This window comes from Paracoccus sp. pheM1 (genome assembly GCF_018499825.1).
GTDB lineage: Bacteria > Pseudomonadota > Alphaproteobacteria > Rhodobacterales > Rhodobacteraceae > Paracoccus > Paracoccus versutus.
In genome coordinates this window covers 1,440,536-1,459,170 of record NZ_JAGXCX010000002.1, presented here as the reverse complement: position 1 = coordinate 1,459,170, position 18,635 = coordinate 1,440,536, and the positions used below count along the sequence as shown (strand labels likewise).

Sequence of the window (18,635 nt, the reverse complement as noted above, 5' to 3'; positions counted from 1 at the left end):
TTCGCCCGATGCGGACACAGCTGGCACGGATCATCACCATGTTTGACCAACGCACCGACGAATATCAGGACATCCGCGATGCGGTCCGCGCGCTTTGCGCCGAGTTTCCCGACGAGTACCACCGCAAGATCGACGAGGCCCGCGCCTATCCTGCGGAATTCGTCGATGCGCTGACCCGCGCCGGCTGGATGGCCGCGCTGATCCCCGAAGCCTATGGCGGCTCGGGCCTGGGCCTGACCGAAGCCTCGGTGATCATGGAGGAAATCAACCGCTCGGGCGGCAATTCCGGCGCCTGTCACGGCCAGATGTATGTCATCAACACGCTGATCAAGCACGGCTCCGAGGCGCAGAAGCAGCATTACCTGCCCCGCATCGCCACCGGCGAATGGCGGCTGCAATCCATGGCCGTGACCGAGCCGACCACCGGCTCGGACACCACCAAGATCAAGACCGTCGCGGTGAAGAAGGGCGACCGCTGGGTCATCAACGGCCAGAAGGTCTGGATCAGCCGGGTGCTGCATTCCGACCTGATCATCGTGCTGGCCCGCACCACGCCGGTCGAGCAATGCAGGAAGCCCTCGGAAGGCATGTCGATCTTCATCGTCGATGCGAAAGCGGCACAGGCGAACGGCCAGCTGGTCGTCAAGCCGATCCCGAACATGGTCAACCACGAAACCAACGAGCTGTTCTTCGACAACCTGGAAGTGCCCGAGGAAAACCTGATCGGCACCGAAGGCCAGGGCTTCAAGCACCTGCTCTCGGGCCTGAATGCCGAACGCGTGCTGATCGCCGCCGAATGCATCGGCGACGGCTACTGGTTCACCGACCGGGTGGTAAAATACGTCAACGAGCGCGTGGTCTTCGGCCGCCCCATCGGCCAGAACCAGGGCGTGCAATTCCCCATCGCCGAGGCCTTCATCGAGGTCGAGGCGGCGAACCTGATGCGCTTCAAGGCCGCCGCGCTCTACGACGCCGACCAGCCCTGCGGCGCCGAGGCGAACATGGCGAAATACCTGGCCGCGAAATCCAGCTGGGAGGCGGCGAACGCCTGCATCCAGTTCCACGGCGGCTTCGGCTTCGCCAACGAATACGACGTGGAACGCAAGTTCCGCGAGACCCGGCTCTACCAGGTGGCGCCGATCTCGACCAACATGATCCTAGGCTATGTCGGCCAGCATGTCCTCGGCATGCCCAAGAGCTACTGATGGGCGCGCTTCCCCTTTCGGGGCTCACGGTCGTCGCCATCGAGCAGGCCGTCGCCGCCCCCTTCACCAGCTCGCGCCTGGCCGATGCGGGCGCGCGGGTGATCAAGATCGAACGGCCCGAGGGCGATTTCGCCCGCGGCTATGACGACGTGGCGCAGGGCCAGTCCAGCTATTTCGTCTGGCTGAACCGCGGCAAGGAATCGGTCACGCTGGACCTCGGCTCGGACGCCGGCAAGGCGGAACTGGCGCGGCTGCTGGAGGGCGCCGACGTGCTGGTCCAGAACCTCAAGCGCGGCGCGCTGGCAAAGCTGGGCTTTTCCTTCGAGCGGCTGGCGCGCGACTGGCCCCGCCTGATCACCTGCTCGATCACCGGCTATGGCGAGGACGGCCCGATGGCCGACCGCAAGGCCTACGACCTGCTGATCCAGGCGGAATCGGGCCTCTGCTCGATCACCGGCGGTCCCGACGAGCCGGCCCGCGTCGGCATCTCCATCGTCGACATCGCCACCGGCGCCACCGCCCATGCCGCCATCCTCGAGGCGCTGATCGCCCGCGGCGTGACCGGCAAGGGGGCGAATATCTCGGTCTCGATGTTCGACGTGATGGCCGACTGGCTGACCGTCCCGCTTCTGAACCACGAGGGCGGCAAGTCGCCGAAGCGGCTCGGCATGGCGCATCCTTCGATCGCGCCCTACGGCGTCTTCACGGCGCGGGACGGCGGGCAGGTGCTGATCTCGGTGCAAAGCGACCGGGAATGGCGCAAGCTGGCCGAGCTGTTCCTAGGCCGGCCGGAACTGGCGGGCGACCCGCGCTTTGCCACCAATGTCGCCCGCGTGGCGAACCGCGCCCAGACCGATGCCGTGGTGGCCGAGGGCTTTGCCCGCATGACGGCCGAGGGTGCCATCGCGGCGCTGCTTCAGGCCGAGGTGGCGCTGGCCTCGGTCAGCGACATGGAAAGGCTATCGAACCACCCGCATCTGCGCCGCATCACCGTGGACACGCCGAACGGCCCGGTCCGCTATCCCGCCCCGGCCGCGATTTTCGCGGGCGAGGCCCGCCCCTACGGCGCGGTGCCGGCGCTGAACCCCCTCGATGCGGCCGCCCCGCGGCTGGCCGAAGAAGCAACAGGAGCAATTGCATGAGAATCCTCGTGCCAGTGAAGCGCGTGATCGACTACAACGTGAAGGCCCGTGTGAAGGCTGACGGGTCTGGCGTCGATCTTGCGAATGTGAAGATGTCGATGAACCCGTTCGACGAGATCGCGGTCGAGGAGGCGATCCGGCTGAAGGAGAAGGGCCAGGCCTCCGAGGTCATCGCCGTCAGCATCGGCGTGAAGCAGGCGGCGGAGACGCTGCGCACGGCCTTGGCGATGGGCGCCGACCGCGCCATTCTCGTCACCGCTACGGATGACGTGCAGCAGGACATCGAGCCCTTGGCGGTGGCGAAGATCCTCGCCAAGGTCGCCGAAGCCGAGGACACCGAGCTGGTCATCGCCGGCAAGCAGGCGATCGACAACGACATGAACGCGACCGGGCAGATGCTGGCGGCGCTGCTGGGCTGGGCGCAGGCGACCTTCGCCTCGAAGCTCGAGATCGACGGGGGCAAAGCGAAAGTCACCCGCGAGGTCGACGGCGGGCTGCAGACCATCGCGGTGGCGCTGCCGGCGGTGGTCACCGCCGACCTGCGCCTGAACGAGCCGCGCTACGCCAGCCTGCCGAACATCATGAAGGCGAAGAAGAAGCCCTTGGAGGAAAAGACCGCAGCCGATTACGGCGTCGACGTCGCGCCGCGGCTCGAGGTGGTCTCGGTGCGCGAGCCCGAGGGCCGCAAGGCCGGCATCAAGGTCGGCTCGGTGGACGAGCTGGTCGGCAAACTCAAAGAAGCGGGGGTGATCTGATGGCTGTTCTGCTGCTTGGAGAGGTGACGAACGGGGTGCTGAACCGCGACGCGACGGCGAAGGCGGTGGGCGCGGTCAAGGGCCTGGGTGATGTCACGGTGCTCTGCGCCGGCGCCTCGGCGAAAGCGGCCGCCGAGGAGGCCGCGAAGATCGCCGGCGTCGCCAAGGTGCTGGTGGCGGAAGACGCGCTCTACGGCCACCGCCTGGCCGAGCCGACGGCGGCGCTGATCGTGGGCCTTGCCGGCGATTACGACCACATCGCCGCCCCGGCGACGACGGACGCCAAGAACGTCATGCCGCGCGTGGCGGCGCTTCTGGACGTGATGGTGCTGTCGGACGTCTCGGCCATCATCGACGCCGAGACCTTCGAGCGGCCGATCTATGCCGGCAACGCCATCCAGGTGGTGCGCTCGAAGGACGCCAGGAAGGTCTTCACCATCCGCACGGCGAGCTTCGAGGCGGCCGGCGAGGGCGGCTCGGCCAGCATTACCGAGACCGCCGCCGCCGCCGATCCCGGCCTGTCGGCCTGGGTTGCCGACGAGGTTGCCGAGAGCGACCGCCCCGAGCTGACCTCGGCCAAGCGGGTGGTCTCGGGCGGCCGCGGCCTGGGCTCGAAGGAGAGCTTCGCGATCATCGAGGCGCTTGCCGACAAGCTCGGCGCCGCGGTGGGCGCCTCGCGGGCTGCGGTCGACTCGGGCTATGCGCCGAACGACTGGCAGGTGGGCCAGACCGGCAAGGTGGTGGCGCCCGAGCTCTACGTGGCGGTGGGCATCTCGGGGGCGATCCAGCACTTGGCGGGGATGAAGGATTCGAAGGTGATCGTTGCGATCAACAAGGACGAGGAGGCGCCGATCTTCCAGGTCGCCGACTACGGGTTGGTGGGCGACCTGTTCGGCCTGGTGCCGGAACTGACCGGCAAGCTCTGAACTTCTCAGTTCCGCAAATACTCCGGGGGGAGCGTCCCTGCGGCCCCATCGAGGGGCCGCAGGGGCGCGGGGGGCAGAGCCCCCCGCCCCACCCCGCAACCGCCACCAGCCAGCCAGGGGGGCCGAGCCATGTCCGAAATTGAACGCGAGTCGATGGAATACGACGTTGTGATCGTCGGCGGCGGCCCGGCGGGGCTGTCGGCGGCGATCCGGCTCAAGCAGGTGAACCCGGACCTCGGCGTCGTGCTGCTGGAGAAGGGCTCGGAGATCGGCGCGCATATCCTCTCGGGCGCGGTTCTGGACACCGCCGGCCTCGACAAGCTGATCCCGGACTGGAAGGACAAGGGCGCGCCCGTCAGCACCGAAGTCACCCAGGACAATTTCTACATCCTCGGCCCGCAGGGCCAGGTCCGGGTGCCGAACTGGCCGATGCCGCCCTTGATGAACAACCACGGCAAATACATCGTCTCCATGGGCAATGTCTGCCGCTGGCTCGCCGAGCAGGCCGAGGCGCTGGAGGTCGAGATCTTCCCCGGCATGGCCTGCTCGCAGTTGGTCTACGAGGGCAGCCGCGTCGCCGGCGTCGTGGCCGGCGAGATGGGGCTCGATGCCGACGGCACCCCCGGCCCGGCCTACGAGCCCGGCATGGAGCTGCGCGGCAAATACGTGCTGATCGCCGAGGGCGTGAGGGGTTCGCTGGCGAAGGAACTCATCCAGAAATACGACCTCTCCGCCGGCCATGAGCCGCAGAAATTCGGCCTCGGCATGAAGGAGATCTGGGAGATCGACCCCTCCAAGGCCCGCCCCGGCACCGTCACCCACACCATGGGCTGGCCCTTGGGCAAGAACGCCGGCGGCGGGTCGTTCATCTATCACCTCGAGGGCAACCAGGTGCTGGTCGGCTTCGTCGTCCACCTGAACTACGCCAACCCCTACCTCTATCCCTACATGGAGTTCCAGCGCTTCAAGCACCACCCGCTGGTCGCGGAGCTGCTGGAGGGCGGCAAGCGCGTGGCTTACGGCGCCCGCGCCATCTCCGAGGGCGGCTGGCAGTCGATCCCGAAGCTGGCGGTGCCCGGCGCGGCGCTCTTGGGCTGCTCGGCGGGACTGGTGAACGTGCCGCGCATCAAGGGCAACCACAACGCCATGCTCTCGGGCATCGCCGCGGCCGAGGCGGCGGCGGCCGCCATCGCCGCCGGCCGCGCGGGCGACGAGCTCACGGACTACGAGGCCGACCTGCGCTCGGGCCCCATCGCCCGCGACCTGAAGCCGGTCCGCAACGTCAAGCCGCTCTGGTCGAAGCTGGGGCTGTGGCCGTCGCTGGCGCTCGGCGGCTTCGACATGTGGGTGGCGAACCTGACCGGCTGGAACCCGCTCGGCACCTGGAAGCACGGCAAGACCGACGCCGAGGCCACCGGCAAGGCCGCCGATTTCCAGCCCATCGACTATCCCAGGCCGGACGGCAAGCTCTCGTTCGACCGGCTCACCAACGTGGCGTTTTCCTTTACCAACCACGAGGAAAGCCAGCCCTGCCACCTGAAGCTGAAGGACCCCGCGATCCCGATCGCGGTGAACCTGCCGCTCTATGCCGAGCCGGCGCAGCGCTATTGCCCGGCCGGGGTCTACGAGGTGCTGGAGGGCGAGGGCGGCCCGCGCTTCCAGATCAACTTCCAGAACTGCGTCCACTGCAAGACCTGCGACATCAAGGATCCCAGCCAGAACATCGACTGGACAACACCCCAGGGCGGAGACGGGCCGAACTACCCGAATATGTGACAAGGCGAGCTATCGGTTTTTCCTTTGGCCGGGACAGAAGCACACGATGAACGAAATTCTAGCGCCTGTTAGATGATCGGGCGATAGTCGCCGGCAGGAGAACCGGCCGCCAGGGAGGAAGCTGCAAGATGACCACGATGATCCAGAAATTCGCCGACTTGGCGTCCGGCACCCGGATCGAGGATCTGCCGGCCGAGGCCATCGGGGAAACGGCGCGCATCCTGCTCGATTCCATCGGCGTCGCCGTCGCCGGCATCGGCGAGCTGAAGGGCCGCGCCGGGATCGCCTACGGCAAGCTGATCGGCGGCGGCCAGGGCGATGCGACGATCATGGGCACCGGCGACAAGGTCTCGGCCTTCGGCGCCGCCTTCGCCAATGGCGAGCTGATCAACACGCTGGACATGGACGCGATCATGCCGCCCGGCCATGTCACCCCCTATGTGCTGCCCGGCATCATGGCGCTTGGCGAAACCATGGTCAGGGACGGCAAGGCGGTCGCCCTGGCCATCGCCGTCGGCCACGAGATCTCTTGCCGCATCGGCATGGGCATGGACTATCTGCGCGACACCAGGGACGGCAAGGTCGACCCGCCGCCGGTCTTCGGCTATGCCGAGACCATCTTCGGCGCCGCGGCCGCCATCTCGATGCTGCGCGGCCATTCGGCCGAGGTGACGGCGAACGGGCTGGGGATCGCGGGCTCGGTCTCTCCGGTCAATGCGCAGACGGCCTGGTTCCAGCACGCGCCCAGCTCGACCATCAAATACCTGCATGCCGGCGTCCTGACGCAATCGGCCTTTACCGCCGCCTATGCCGCCGAGCTGGGCCATCGCGGCGACATCCAGATCCTCGACGACGAGGAATTCGGCTATCGCCGCTTCATCGGCACGCGGCGCTGGTTTGCCGACCGGATGGTGGCGGACCTGGGCCGGGAATGGCGGTTCGTGGACCTGTCGGCGTTCAAGCCCTATCCGCATTGCCGCATCCTGCACGCGCTGATCGACGAGATGCAGGATCTGCTGGACCGGCACCAGATCGCCGTCGAGGAGATCGAGGGCATCAAGGTCTATGTCGAGGGCATGGTCGAGCAGCCGGTCTGGCTGAACCGCGAGATCCTGCTGCCGCATGACGCGCAGTTTTCCATCGCCCATGGCATCGCCGTCGGCGCCCATCGCGTGCCGCCGGGCCGGGCCTGGATGGACCCGGAGCTGGTCTTCGGCGACTCGGTCATGGGGCTGATGGACAAGGTGACGCATGAGGTGCATCCCGATTACGTCAAGCTCTTGACCGGCAATGCCGCGAGCCGCCCCGCCAAGCTGGAGATCCGGGCGCGCGGCCGGACCTATGCCGGCGAGCGGCGCTATCCCAAGGGCACGAAATCGCCCGACCCGGCCAGTCACATGACCAATGACGAGCTGATCGCCAAGTTCCTGAACAACGTGGACGGCATCCTGCCGCGCGGCAATGCCGAGGCCATCGTGGAACTGGTCATGGACCTGCCCCGGCTGGACGACCTTGGCCGCGTCATGCGCCTGACCGCGCCCGACGCGCAGGGCCCGGCCCCTCGCAACTGAACCACAGCCGGCGCCCGGATCGCCGCGAACCCGGAGGAAATCAAGATGACAGCCCCAGAAGCCTGGACTCCGCAGCAGAAGCATCTCGACAGCGCCCATGTGCTGAAGCTGGCCGAAAGGCTGGGGGTCGCGGATTACGATGCGCTGCTGGCCCTGTCCGTTGAAAAGCCCGAGGCCTACTGGCAGGCGGCCGCGGATTTCCTGGGCATCGAATGGGACAAGGCGCCCGAGGGCTATGTGGACCTCTCGCGCGGCAAGGAGTTCCCGCAATGGTGGCCGGGGGCGCGGCTGAACTGGGTCAATACCGTGCTGGCCCATGCCGGGACCGCGCCCGACCGCATCGCCGTCATCGACGAGGCCGAGGACGGGACGGTGCGCCGGATCACCTTTGCCGAACTGGCCGTCATGGTGCGTCGCTTTGCCCATGGCCTGCGCCAGCAGGGCATCGGGCGCGGCGACCGGGTCGGGCTGCTGCTGGACAACGGCATCGAGGCGACGGTTTCCGCGCTGGCCATCCCCTATATCGGCGCGATCATGGTGCCGCTGTTCTCCGGTTTCGGGCATGAGGCGGTGATCTCGCGGCTGGAACCCAGCGCGGCCAGGGCGGTGATCGCCACCACCGGCTTTGCGCGCCGGGGCAGATATGTCGACATGCAGGCGGTGATGCAGGAGGCGCGCAAGCACCTGCCCTCGGTCGAGACGATCATCTGGAAGGACGCGCCTGGCGTGGCGATTCCCCAAGGCGACCTGACCTGGAACCAGGTGGCGGAAGCCGACGACGACCACCGCCCCGCCGAAAGCATGGGGCCGATGGACCCGTTCATGGTGATCTATACCTCGGGCACCACCGGCAAGCCCAAGGGGCCGGTGCATACCCATGGCGGCTTTCCGCTGCGCATCGCGCATGACTCGGCGGTGCATTTCAACGTCGGGCCGGGCGACGTGTTCTGCTGGCCGGCCGACATGGGCTGGATCGCCGGCACGCTGGTGCTGTCCACGGCGCTTCTGCGCGGGGCGACGCTGGTGCTTTACGCCGGCGCGCCGGACTTTCCCGACTGGTCGCGCATGGGCAAGCTGATCGAGGATCACAAGATCACCCATTACGGCTCGGCCCCCACGCTGATCCGCGGCTTTGCCGCCAACGAGGCGCTGGCGCTGAAGCACGACCGCTCCAGCCTGCAACTGCTGATCACCGCGGGCGAGGTCATCGACGCCGAACATTTCGCCTGGTACCAGAACCGCTTCGGGGCGAACGGCAGCCCGGTGATCAACTATACCGGCGGCACCGAGGTTTCGGGGGCGCTGCTGTCCTCGGTGCAGGTCAAGCCCATCGCGGCGGGCGGCTTCAACACCGCGTCGCCGGGCATCGACGTGACCGTGACCGACCCGCAGGGCAACCCTGTCCTGGGCGAGGTCGGCGAGGTGGTGATCCGCGCCCCCTTCATCGGCATGACGGCCAGCTTCTGGCAGGACGACGCGCGCTATATCGACAGCTACTGGTCCACGATCCCCGGATCATGGGTGCATGGCGACCTGGCGGTGAAATCGCCCGACGGCAGCTTCGTGGTCATGGGCCGCTCGGACGACACGCTGAAGGTCGCAGGCAAGCGCCTGGGCCCGGCCGAGGTCGAGGAGGTCGTGCTGGAGATGGAGGAGATCAGCGAGGCGGCGGCGGTCGGCGTCAGCGACCCGGTCAAGGGCCAGAAGCTGGTGGTCTTCGTCCTGCCGATGCCGGGCTTTGCCGGGGATCGCGACGACCTGGCCAAGCGCGTGGCGAATGCGGTGGGCGACCGGCTTGGCAAACCCTTCAAGCCGGGCAAGGTTCACCTGGTGACGCAACTGCCCAAGACGCGCTCGGGCAAGATCATGCGGCGGCTGATCCGACAGGCCTATGCGGGGGAAAAGCTGGGCGACCTGTCCTCGCTCGACAACCCGGCGGCGCTGGACGAGATCGCGGCACTTGGCAAGTGAGGAAATGATGGACGCCTATTCGCATTACACCGCCTTTCGCGCCGACATGCCGCATCCAGGCGTGCTGCGGCTGACGCTGAACCGGCCCGACAGCCTGAACACGCTGGACAAGGCCGGCCACCAGGAGATCGCCGATGTCTGGAAGCAGATCCACAAGGACGACGCCGTCCGCTCGGTCCTGCTTTGCGCCGAGGGGCGGGCGTTTTCCGCCGGCGGCGACTTCACCCTGGTGCAGGAGCTGATCGACGATTTCGGCGCCCGCGTGCGCATGTGGCACGAGGCGCGGGAGCTGGTCCACAATATCCTGGATTGCGAAAAGCCCATCGTCTCGGCCATCCAGGGCCCGGCGGTGGGCGCCGGGCTGGTGGCGGCGCTGCTGGCCGACATCTCCATCGCCTCGAAGAAGGCCAAGATCGTCGACGGCCACACCCGGCTCGGCGTGGCGGCGGGCGATCATGCCGCGATCATCTGGCCGCTGCTTTGCGGCATCGCCAAGGCGAAATACTACCTAATGCTGTGCGAGCCGATGACGGGCGAAGAGGCCGAGCGCATCGGCCTCGTCTCGCTGGCCGTCGAGCCCGAGGAACTGGCCGAGCGGGCGATGAATGCCGCGATCCGGCTGGCCGAGGGCGCGCCGACCGCAATCCGCTGGACCAAGCATTCGCTCAACAACTGGATGCGCGCCGCCGGCCCCGCCTTCGACGCCTCGCTGGCGCTGGAACTGCTGGGCTTCGGCGGGCCGGAGGCCAGGGAAGGGCTGGCCTCGCATCTGGAAAAACGCACGCCGGATTTCGGCAACAAGTGAGGAAGCCATGACCCTGCCCTCGCTGGAAGAAGCCGTCGCCCGCCTTGTCACCGACCTGCGCCACGATGCGCTGCCGCGCGAGGCGCTGGAAGGCGCGCGCCGGCTGATGCAGGACCAGCTGGCCCTGCAGGTCGGCAGCGCCAGCCTGCCATGGAGCCAGGCGCTGCTGGCGCTGGCCAAGCGCAGCCACGTGCCCGGCAAGGCCCGCGTCGCCGCCTCGGGCGAGCGGATGAGCGCGGGCGACGCCGCCTTCGTCAACGGCAGCTATGGCCACGGCTTCGAATATGACGACGCGCATCGCGCCAGCTCCAGCCATCCCGGCAGCTGCGTGGTCCCCGCCGCGCTGGCGGTGGGCGAGGAAATCGGCGCGACCATGGCGCAGGTGATCGAGGGCATCGTCGCCGGCTACGAGGTCTATACCCGCATCGGCAACCTGGCCGCGCCGCAGCTGCTGGAACGGGGCTGGCACCCGCATGCGATCCTGTCGAATTTCGGCGCCGCCGCCGTGGTCGCCCGGATGCGCGGCTTCGACCTGGAGCGCACCGCCCATGCGCTGTCCATCGCGCTGTCGCATGCCTCGGGGACGACGGAATACACCTCCTCGGGCGGGTCGATCAAGCGCGTCCATGCCGGCATCGGCACCCGCAACGGCATCCGCGCCGCGGAAATGGCCGAGGCCGGGCTGACCGGGCCGACCACCTTCCTGTCGGGCGCCAAGGGGTTCTTCCGCACCTTCGTGCAAAAGGACATCCCCGCCGACCAGGCCGCCCGCTTCGACAAGGACCAGGGCTTCGAGATCGCGAAAGTCTGGATCAAGCCCTATTGCTGCTGCGGCATCAACCACGCCTATATCGACGGCGCCCGCCAGCTGGCCAACCGCGCCGACCGGATCGAGGCGATCGAGCTGGGCATCCAGACCGGCGGCAACATCATCGTCGGCAACGCCAACGCCAATGCCTATGCGCCCAAGACCATCGAGCATCTGCAATACTCCCTGCCCTTCCAGTTCGCCCTGTCGCTTCTGGGCAAGGGCAACGGCTACGAGACGCATTCCGCCTATATGCAGGGCGCGCTGGACCTTTCCGAAGGCAGCGAGGTCGCCCGGATGGCGCAGCGGGTGAAGATCACCGTCAAGCCGGAACTCGACCGCGCCCATCCCGGCAAATGGGTCGGCGACATCACCGCGCGCATGGCCGACGGGGCCGAGGAAAGGCTGTTCATCCTCGACCCGCTGGGCACGACGGAAAACCCGGTCTCGCAGGCCGACCTGGATGCCAAGTTCGACGACCTGACCCGCTCGGCCCTGGGTGCCGAGCAGTCGGCGCGGCTGCTGGCGACGATCAAGGCCGGCGATCCGGCGCTGCCGGCGGCCGACCTGGTCGCCCTGCTGATCCGCTGAACGGAGGCTGCGATGTTCCCCGTCGACCTGACCACCGGCTGGCAACCTGTCCCCGAAACCGCGGGGATCGCCGTGAAACCGCTCAGCGGCGCGCTGGACGAGGCCGCAGGCCAGGGCTTTCGCACCCGCTATGTCCGCATCCTGCCCGGCGGCGAGACCTTCGCCGCCTTCACCCACCCCTATTGGGAGGAAGCGCTGCTGGTCGAGGGCGAGGTGACGCAAAAGGAAACCGGCGTGACGCTGAAGGCGCCCGCCTATGTCATCCGCCCGCCGGGCACGCCGCACGGGCCGATCCGCTCGGCCACCGGCTGCCTGATGATCGAGACGCAATATTTCGCAGAACGCGCCCTGGGACTGGCGGATTACCTTGACCCCAAGGCGCCGGAGGGCCTGGCATGAGACAGATCGAAGACATCCCCGCGGGCGAGGAAAGCGATGCCGATGTGCTGCGACGCCTGATGCGGGCGCGATACAGCTGCCGCGCCTTTCGCCCCGATCCGGTGCCCGAGGAAACCATCCGGCGCATCGTCGATACCGCCCGCTGGGCGGCCTCGTGGTCGAACGTGCAGCCTTGGGACGAGTTGATCGTCACCCGGCCCGAGACGACGGCGCGGCTTTCCGCGGCGCTGCTGGCCGAGGCCGAGGCGCATCCCGAGATCGCCTCGGACATCCCCTATCCCGAAAGCTATCCCGCGCCGAACATGGCCCGCCGCCGCGAGGTCGGCTTCGGGCTTTACGCCGCGCTCGGCATCGCGCGCGAGGATCGCGGCGACCGCCACGCGCATCACCTGAAGAATTTCCGCTTCTTCGGCGCGCCGCATGTGGCGCTGCTTTCGGTGCCCCGCGCGCTTGGCCCCTATGGCGTGCTGGACATCGGCGCCTTCGTCTCGTCCTTCCTGCTTGCCGCGCAGGCCGAGGGGGTGGCGACCGTGGCGCAGGCGGCGCTGGCCCAGCACGCGCGGGTGATCCGCGCGGTCTTCGACCTGCCCGAGGACCGCGATTTCGTCTGCGGCATCTCGTTCGGATACGCGCTGCCCGAGGATGCGGCGAACCGCTTCCGCTCGACCCGGATCGAGCCCGAGGCGCTGTTCCGCTTCGCCTGAGCGGTCGCGGATGGCCTGCCCCGCCACGGCGAAAGGGCAGGTTCACCACCCGCGATGATATAGGCTTTGCCTATATATACCAACAGGTTTTGCCTTGTTTGATTCTATGGAATTTCCCCGCTCTCCATGAGAACACATGGGAAAAGCCCGGCCTGGCGGTTGCTCTCCGTCCCGCCGGCGCCAACGGAAACAACCTGCTTGCCGACCAGCGACCCAACGGAAAATCTTATGGCTGACATTCATACCCTGCCGCTTCGCAGCCTGCTGTTCTGCCCCGGCTCGAACGCCGACCGGATGGGCAAGGCGATGGCTTCGGGCGCGGATGCGGTGATCCTGGACCTCGAGGATTCGGTCGATCCCGCGGCCAAGGCCGAGGCGCGGGCGCTGGTGGCCGAGGCGCTGGCGGCGCCGCGCGCTCTGCCGGTCGCGGTGCGGGTGAACGCGGCCGACACCGCCTGGCACCTGGCCGATCTGGCCATGGCGGTGCGCGGCGGCGCCGATGCGATCATGCTGCCCAAATGCGGCGGCCGGCCGGACCTGGCGCAGCTTTCCGACCGCATCGACGCGCTGGAGGCCGGTTTCGACCGCCCCGCCGGCCGCATCGCCATCCTGCCGCTGGTCACGGAATCGGCGCTGGCGCTGCTCGACATGGATTACCGCGCGGCGACGCCGCGGCTGGCCGCGCTGTGCTTTGCGGGCGAGGATCTGGCCTCGGATCTGGGGGTGATGGCGCGTGCGAGCGGGCAGATGAACCCGCTGCTGGCCCATGCCCGCCGGCAGGTCGCCATCGCGGCGGCGGCCGCGGGCGTGCGCGCCATCGACACGCCCTTTCCCGATCCGCGCGCGGCCTCGGGGCTGGAGCTGGAGACGCGCGAGGCGCTGGCGCTGGGTTTCGCCGGCAAGCTCTGCATCCATCCGGCGCAGATCGCCACCGTCCACGCCACGCTGCGCCCGGCGCCCGAGCGGGTGGAATGGGGCCGCGCGGTGATCGCGGCGCTGGAAGGCGCCGCGAACGGCGTCGCCGTGGTGGACGGCAAGATGGTGGACATCGCCCATCTGCGGCTGGCGCATCGCTATGTGCAGATGGCCGCGCTTTCGGAGGGCACGGCATGACCGGCATCGACATCGCCCATCTGCAAACCTGGATTGGCCGGACCGAGGAAAGCCGCGACGTGATCGCGCCCGCCCATGTCCGGCGCATGGCGGCGCTGCTGGACCGCCCCGCCCCGGCCAGGGGCGAGGCGCTGCCGCCGCTCTGGCACTGGACGTTCTTCACCCCCGAGGCGCCGCAGTCGCAGATCGGCCCGGACGGGCACCCCCGGCGCGGCGGCTTCCTGCCGCCGGTGCCGCTGCCGCGGCGGATGTGGGCGGGGGGCAGGCTGACCTTTCACGCACCGCTCCATGTCGGCGAGGAGGTGAGCCGCACCAGCGAGATCCTGTCCGTGACCGAGAAATCCGGCCGCCAGGGCGCGCTGGTCTTCCTGACGGTCAGGCACAGCCTGGCCACCGGCGCCGGCCTTGCCATCGAGGAGGAACAGGACATCGTCTATCGCGAACCCTCGACCAGCGCCCAGCCGGCGGCGGTGGCGGAGGTCGCGCCCGCCGACTGGCGCGACCCGCTGGACCCCGACCCGGTGCTGCTGTTTCGCTATTCGGCGCTGACCTTCAACGCGCATCGCATCCATTACGACCTGCCCTATGCCACGGGCGAGGAAGGCTATCCCGGCCTGGTGGTCCACGGCCCCCTGACCGCCACCCTGCTGATGGAGGGCTTTGTCCGCCACATCGGCAAGCCACCCCGCAGCTTCAGCTTTCGCGGCCAGGCGCCGCTGTTCGCCGGCGGCCGGATGCAGGTCTGCGGCCGCGTCACGGCCGAGGGCCACGATCTCTGGGCCGAGGGCCCCGGCGGCTATACCGGCATGAGCGCCAGGGTGACGGCATGAGCATCGACCTGGACAAGCTGATGCGGCTGGAGATCCCCGTGGTGCGGCAGGAGCTGACGCCACGCGACATCGCGCTTTATGCGCTGTCGATCGGCATGGGGCGCGATGCGCTGGACGCGCGGCAGCTGCCTTACGTCGATCCGCTGCAAGGGCCGCAGGTGATGCCGGCCATGGTGCTGGTGATGGCGCATCCCGGCTTCTATCTCGGCCACCCGGATTCGGGCGTCGACCCCAAGGGCGTGCTGCATGCCGACCAGGCCATCGAGATCCTCGGCCCGATCCCCGGCAAGGGCACGGTCGAAAGCCGCACCCGCATCACCGAGGTCATCGACAAGGGCGCGGGCAAGCCGGCGCTGATCCTGGCCGAGACCGAGCTTTCCGACGGCGAGGGCCGCCGCTTCGCCCGGCTGAACCGCACCACCTTCATCCGTGGCGGCGGCGGCTTCGGCGGGCCCTCGGAGCCGCGAAACCCCGTGCCGCGCCTGCCCGAGCCCCAGACCGCGCCGGATCATGTCGTCGACCTGGAAACCGCCGACGCGCAGGCGCTGATCTATCGGCTGAACGGCGACCTGAACCCGCTGCACAGCGACCCAGAACTGGCCCGCAAGCTGGGGTTCGAGCGGCCGATCCTGCATGGGCTTTGCACCATGGGCGTGGTCTGCCACGCGCTGCTGCGGGCGCTTGGCGGCTATCGCGCCGAGACCATGCGCGCGGTGCGGCTGCGCTTTGCCAAGCCGGTCTATCCGGGCGAGACGATCCGCAGCGAGATCTGGGCCGACGGCCGCTTCCGCGCCCTGGTCCCCGCCCGCGACGCCGTGGTGATCGACGGCGGCCTTGCCCGCTTCGATCCCGCCCCCGAACCATGAACCCGGAGCCGAACATGATCCCCGAGGACGTTCTTTCGTCGATGGAAATGATCCGCGACAGCGCGCGCGGCATCACCGGCCAGGACCTGACCCGCATCCGCAAGCTGCGCTACAGCTCGCCCGGCTTCGACCGCGCGGTCTGGTCGGAAATCTGCGCCCTTGGCTGGCCCGCCCTGCGCCTGCCCGAGGACAGGGGCGGCGTCGGCCTGGGCCTGCTGCCCTATGCCGCGCTGGCCGAAGAGGCCGGCCGTGCCCTGCTGCCCGAGCCGCTGATCCCGGCGGTGCTGGCCTCGGCCCTGCTCCACGGCGCGGCGTTGGAGGCGCATCTGGACGGCGCGCGGCTGGTGATCCCGGCCTGGGCCGAGGCGCGCGGCACGCTGGAGCCCGCGGGCGATCCCGCGATCCGCGACGGCAAGGTCACGGCGAGCCGGATCCATGTGCCGATGGCGGCGGGGGCGGATGCCTTCCTGATCGTCGGCGCCACGCAATCGGCGCTGGTCGCCGCCGATGCGCCCGGCGTGACCGCCACCACCGACGAGACGCAGGACGGCGGCCATGTCGCCGCCATCCGCTTCGAGGATGCGCCCTGCGCCGTGATCGCCGCCGACCCCCGCCCGGCGCTGGCCGAGGCGGCGCTGGCGACCGCCGCCTATCTGCTGGGGCTGATGGAGGGCGCGCTGGACATGACCGTCGCCTATCTCAAGCAGCGGGTGCAGTTCGGCAAGACCATCGGCCAGTTCCAGATCCTGCAGCACATGGCCGTGGACGCCCGGCTGGAGATCGAGGTCAGCCGCGCCAGCATCGAGCAGGCGGCGCTGCAATGGGACCGCGAAGGGCCGACGCCCGCCGCCCAGGCGGCGATCTCGCGCGCCAAGGCGCGGGCCTCGGCCTCGGCGATGAAGGTGACGCGCGACTGCATCCAGCTGCATGGCGGCATCGGCTTTACCGACGAACACGACATCGGCCTGTATCTGCGCAAGGCCATGGTCGAGGCGGCGCGCTTTGGCGGGCCGTCCCAGCACCGCGCCCGCTTCGCCCGTCTGAAACCCGTCACGCAGGAGGCATGAGCCATGGCCTATGATGCGTTCAAGCTGGACGATTACAACGCGCTGCCGGACGAGGATTTCCGCGCCCTGGTCCGCCGCTTCCTGGCCCAGAACCACCCGCCCCATCTGCGCCACCCGGCCAAGCGGCTGCATTGGGACGATGCCGAGCCCTGGTACATGATCCTGTCGGCCGCCGGCTGGCTGGCGCCGAACTGGCCGCGCGACCATGGCGGCATGGGGCTGAACCCCGGCAAGCAGCTGATCTATGTCGAGGAATTCGAGAAATTCGGCGCCGCCCGCACCCCCGACCACGGCATGATGCTGCTGGGGCCCCTGCTGATCAACTACGGCTCGGAAGAGCAGAAGGCGCATTTCCTGCCCAGGATCCTGTCGGGCGAACATATCTGGTGCCAGGGCTATTCCGAACCCAACGCCGGCTCTGACCTGGCCAACCTGCGCACCGAGGCGGTGCTGGACGGCGACGAATGGGTGGTGAACGGGCAGAAGATCTGGACCACGCTGGCCGGCGATGCCGACTGGATCTTTTGCCTGGTCAGGACCGACAAGACCGGCAAGAAGCAGGAGGGCATCAGCTTCCTGCTGATCCCGCTGGACACGCCCGGCATCACCATCCGGCCGATCATCAACCTGGAGCTGGACGACGAATTCTCGGAAGTGTTCTTCGACAACGTCCGCGTGCCCAAGGGCAATATCGTGGGCGAGGTCAACCAGGGCTGGACCATGGCCAAGAACCTGCTGGGCTTCGAGCGGATCTTCCTGGGCGGCCCGCGGCAGTCGGCCAGCGCGCTGGCCAAGCTGCGCCGGCTGGGCCAGCATTACGGCCTTCTGGACGATCCGGCCTTCGTCGACCGCTACGCCGGCTTCCAGATGGAGCTGGAGGACCACCAGGCCATCTTCAGCCGCGTCGCCGACAAGCTGCGCCGGGGCGAGAGGCTGGGCCCCGAGGTCAGCTTCCTCAAGCTGAACCAGACCGCGCTTTACCAGCGCATCACCGAATACGGGCTGGAGCTGATGGCCGAGGATGGCGGGCTGCTGGCGCCGCTCATGGGGTCGAACGACCTGGCCATGCCGACGCAGTTCCTGAACGCCCGCGCGGCCACGATCTATGGCGGCACGACCCAGGTGCAGAAGAACATCCTGGCCAAGGCCGTGCTCGACCTGCCCTGACACGAAAGGACAACGGAAATGACCCAGATACTGGACGGCAAGGTTGCGCTGGTCACAGGCGCCGGCGGCGGCATCGGCCGCGCCATCGTCATCGCCATGGCCCGCGCCGGCGCCTCGGTGGTGATCAACGACATCGGCGTGTCGCTGTCGGGCGAAGGCGGCTCGGCCAGCCCGGCCGAAGAGGTCAAGGCCGAGATCGAGGCCTTCGGCGGCAAGGCCGTCATCAACACCGACAGCGTCTCGGAATGGGACGCGGCGCAGCGCATGGTGGCGCAGGCCAGGGACAGTTTCGGCCGCCTCGACATCGTGGTGAACAACGCCGGCATCCTGCGCGACGCCATGTTCCACAAGATGACGCCCGAGCAATGGCTGGCGGTGATCGGCGTGCATCTGAACGGCAGCTTCTTCGTCAGCCGCGCCGCAGCCGAGATCTTTCGCGAACAGGAAAGCGGCAGCTTCATCCACATGGTCTCGACCTCCGGCCTGATCGGCAACCTGGGCCAGGCGAACTATTCCGCCGCCAAGCTGGGCATGGTCGGGCTGTCGAAGACCATCGCGCTGGACATGAAGCGCTACAACGTGCGCTCGAACTGCATCGCGCCCTTCGCCTGGGGCCGGATGACCAGCAATATCCCGACCGAGACCCCGGACCAGATCGCGCGGGTCGAGAACCTCAAGAAGATGACGCCGGAAAAGAACGCGCCGCTGGCGGTGTTCCTGGGCTCGGATGATGCCGGGGACGTGACCGGGCAGATCTTCTCGGTGCGCCGGAACGAGATCTTCCTGCTCAGCCAGAACCGCCCGATCCGCTCGGTCCACCGCGACGGGGACTGGACGGCCGAGACCGTCCGCGACCACGCCATCCCCGCCCTGCGTTCCTCGTTCTACCCGCTGGAGCGCAGCCAGGACGTCTTTACCTGGGATCCCTGCTAGGGCCCT

Annotated in this window: 17 protein-coding genes; all 17 read left to right on the top strand. The window is 68.5% G+C overall.

Annotated elements, in window-relative coordinates:
- Positions 1-38: 38 nt before the first annotated feature.
- Positions 39-1,205: an acyl-CoA dehydrogenase family protein gene (locus tag KF941_RS21275; protein ID WP_036760892.1), complete on the top strand. Its 1,167-nt coding sequence runs from the start codon at positions 39-41 to the stop codon at positions 1,203-1,205.
- Positions 1,205-2,347, top strand: a complete 1,143-nt coding sequence (locus KF941_RS21270) for a CaiB/BaiF CoA-transferase family protein (RefSeq protein WP_072464361.1) — start codon at positions 1,205-1,207, stop codon at positions 2,345-2,347. The genes KF941_RS21275 and KF941_RS21270 overlap by 1 nt, the downstream gene beginning before the upstream one ends.
- The gene (locus tag KF941_RS21265) at positions 2,344-3,102 is read left to right on the top strand and encodes an electron transfer flavoprotein subunit beta/FixA family protein (protein ID WP_214274435.1); all 759 of its coding nucleotides are present in this window, start codon (positions 2,344-2,346) and stop codon (positions 3,100-3,102) included. The genes KF941_RS21270 and KF941_RS21265 overlap by 4 nt, the downstream gene beginning before the upstream one ends.
- Positions 3,102-4,028, top strand: coding sequence for an FAD-binding protein (locus KF941_RS21260; protein WP_214274434.1), 927 nt, complete (start codon positions 3,102-3,104; stop codon positions 4,026-4,028). The genes KF941_RS21265 and KF941_RS21260 overlap by 1 nt, the downstream gene beginning before the upstream one ends.
- A gap of 129 nt (positions 4,029-4,157) precedes the next feature.
- Positions 4,158-5,804 carry an electron transfer flavoprotein-ubiquinone oxidoreductase gene (locus KF941_RS21255; protein WP_214272672.1) on the top strand — a complete coding sequence of 549 codons (1,647 nt, stop codon included), beginning with the start codon at positions 4,158-4,160 and terminating at the stop codon, positions 5,802-5,804.
- Between the two features lie 128 nt (positions 5,805-5,932).
- Positions 5,933-7,375 carry an MmgE/PrpD family protein gene (locus tag KF941_RS21250; RefSeq protein ID WP_214274433.1) on the top strand — a complete coding sequence of 481 codons (1,443 nt, stop codon included), beginning with the start codon at positions 5,933-5,935 and terminating at the stop codon, positions 7,373-7,375.
- 45 nt (positions 7,376-7,420) lie between these two features.
- Positions 7,421-9,346 carry an AMP-binding protein gene (locus tag KF941_RS21245; RefSeq protein WP_214274432.1) on the top strand — a complete coding sequence of 642 codons (1,926 nt, stop codon included), beginning with the start codon at positions 7,421-7,423 and terminating at the stop codon, positions 9,344-9,346.
- Positions 9,347-9,350: 4 nt separating this feature from the next.
- Positions 9,351-10,151, top strand: coding sequence for an enoyl-CoA hydratase/isomerase family protein (locus KF941_RS21240; RefSeq protein WP_072464145.1), 801 nt, complete (start codon positions 9,351-9,353; stop codon positions 10,149-10,151).
- Positions 10,152-10,158: 7 nt separating this feature from the next.
- On the top strand, positions 10,159-11,550 hold the full coding sequence (locus tag KF941_RS21235; protein WP_214274431.1) for an MmgE/PrpD family protein: 1,392 nt from the start codon (positions 10,159-10,161) through the stop codon (positions 11,548-11,550).
- Between the two features lie 12 nt (positions 11,551-11,562).
- The gene (locus tag KF941_RS21230; protein ID WP_072464147.1) at positions 11,563-11,949 is read left to right on the top strand and encodes a cupin domain-containing protein; all 387 of its coding nucleotides are present in this window, start codon (positions 11,563-11,565) and stop codon (positions 11,947-11,949) included.
- Positions 11,946-12,653: a nitroreductase gene (locus tag KF941_RS21225; protein WP_214274430.1), complete on the top strand. Its 708-nt coding sequence runs from the start codon at positions 11,946-11,948 to the stop codon at positions 12,651-12,653. Before KF941_RS21230 ends, KF941_RS21225 begins: the two co-directional genes overlap by 4 nt.
- A 228-nt stretch (positions 12,654-12,881) precedes the next feature.
- Positions 12,882-13,766 carry a CoA ester lyase gene (locus KF941_RS21220; RefSeq protein ID WP_036760001.1) on the top strand — a complete coding sequence of 295 codons (885 nt, stop codon included), beginning with the start codon at positions 12,882-12,884 and terminating at the stop codon, positions 13,764-13,766.
- Positions 13,763-14,596 carry a MaoC family dehydratase N-terminal domain-containing protein gene (locus KF941_RS21215; RefSeq protein WP_116220617.1) on the top strand — a complete coding sequence of 278 codons (834 nt, stop codon included), beginning with the start codon at positions 13,763-13,765 and terminating at the stop codon, positions 14,594-14,596. The genes KF941_RS21220 and KF941_RS21215 overlap by 4 nt, the downstream gene beginning before the upstream one ends.
- Entirely contained in the window at positions 14,593-15,462 is an 870-nt protein-coding gene (locus KF941_RS21210; protein WP_036760004.1) for a MaoC/PaaZ C-terminal domain-containing protein, read from the top strand. Before KF941_RS21215 ends, KF941_RS21210 begins: the two co-directional genes overlap by 4 nt.
- A gap of 14 nt (positions 15,463-15,476) precedes the next feature.
- Positions 15,477-16,529 carry an acyl-CoA dehydrogenase family protein gene (locus tag KF941_RS21205; protein ID WP_214274429.1) on the top strand — a complete coding sequence of 351 codons (1,053 nt, stop codon included), beginning with the start codon at positions 15,477-15,479 and terminating at the stop codon, positions 16,527-16,529.
- 3 nt (positions 16,530-16,532) lie between these two features.
- Complete coding sequence (locus tag KF941_RS21200; RefSeq protein WP_214274428.1) at positions 16,533-17,696, top strand: acyl-CoA dehydrogenase family protein; 1,164 nt, start codon at positions 16,533-16,535, stop codon at positions 17,694-17,696.
- A gap of 18 nt (positions 17,697-17,714) precedes the next feature.
- Positions 17,715-18,629, top strand: a complete 915-nt coding sequence (locus tag KF941_RS21195) for an SDR family NAD(P)-dependent oxidoreductase (protein ID WP_036760006.1) — start codon at positions 17,715-17,717, stop codon at positions 18,627-18,629.
- Positions 18,630-18,635: the final 6 nt, after the last annotated feature.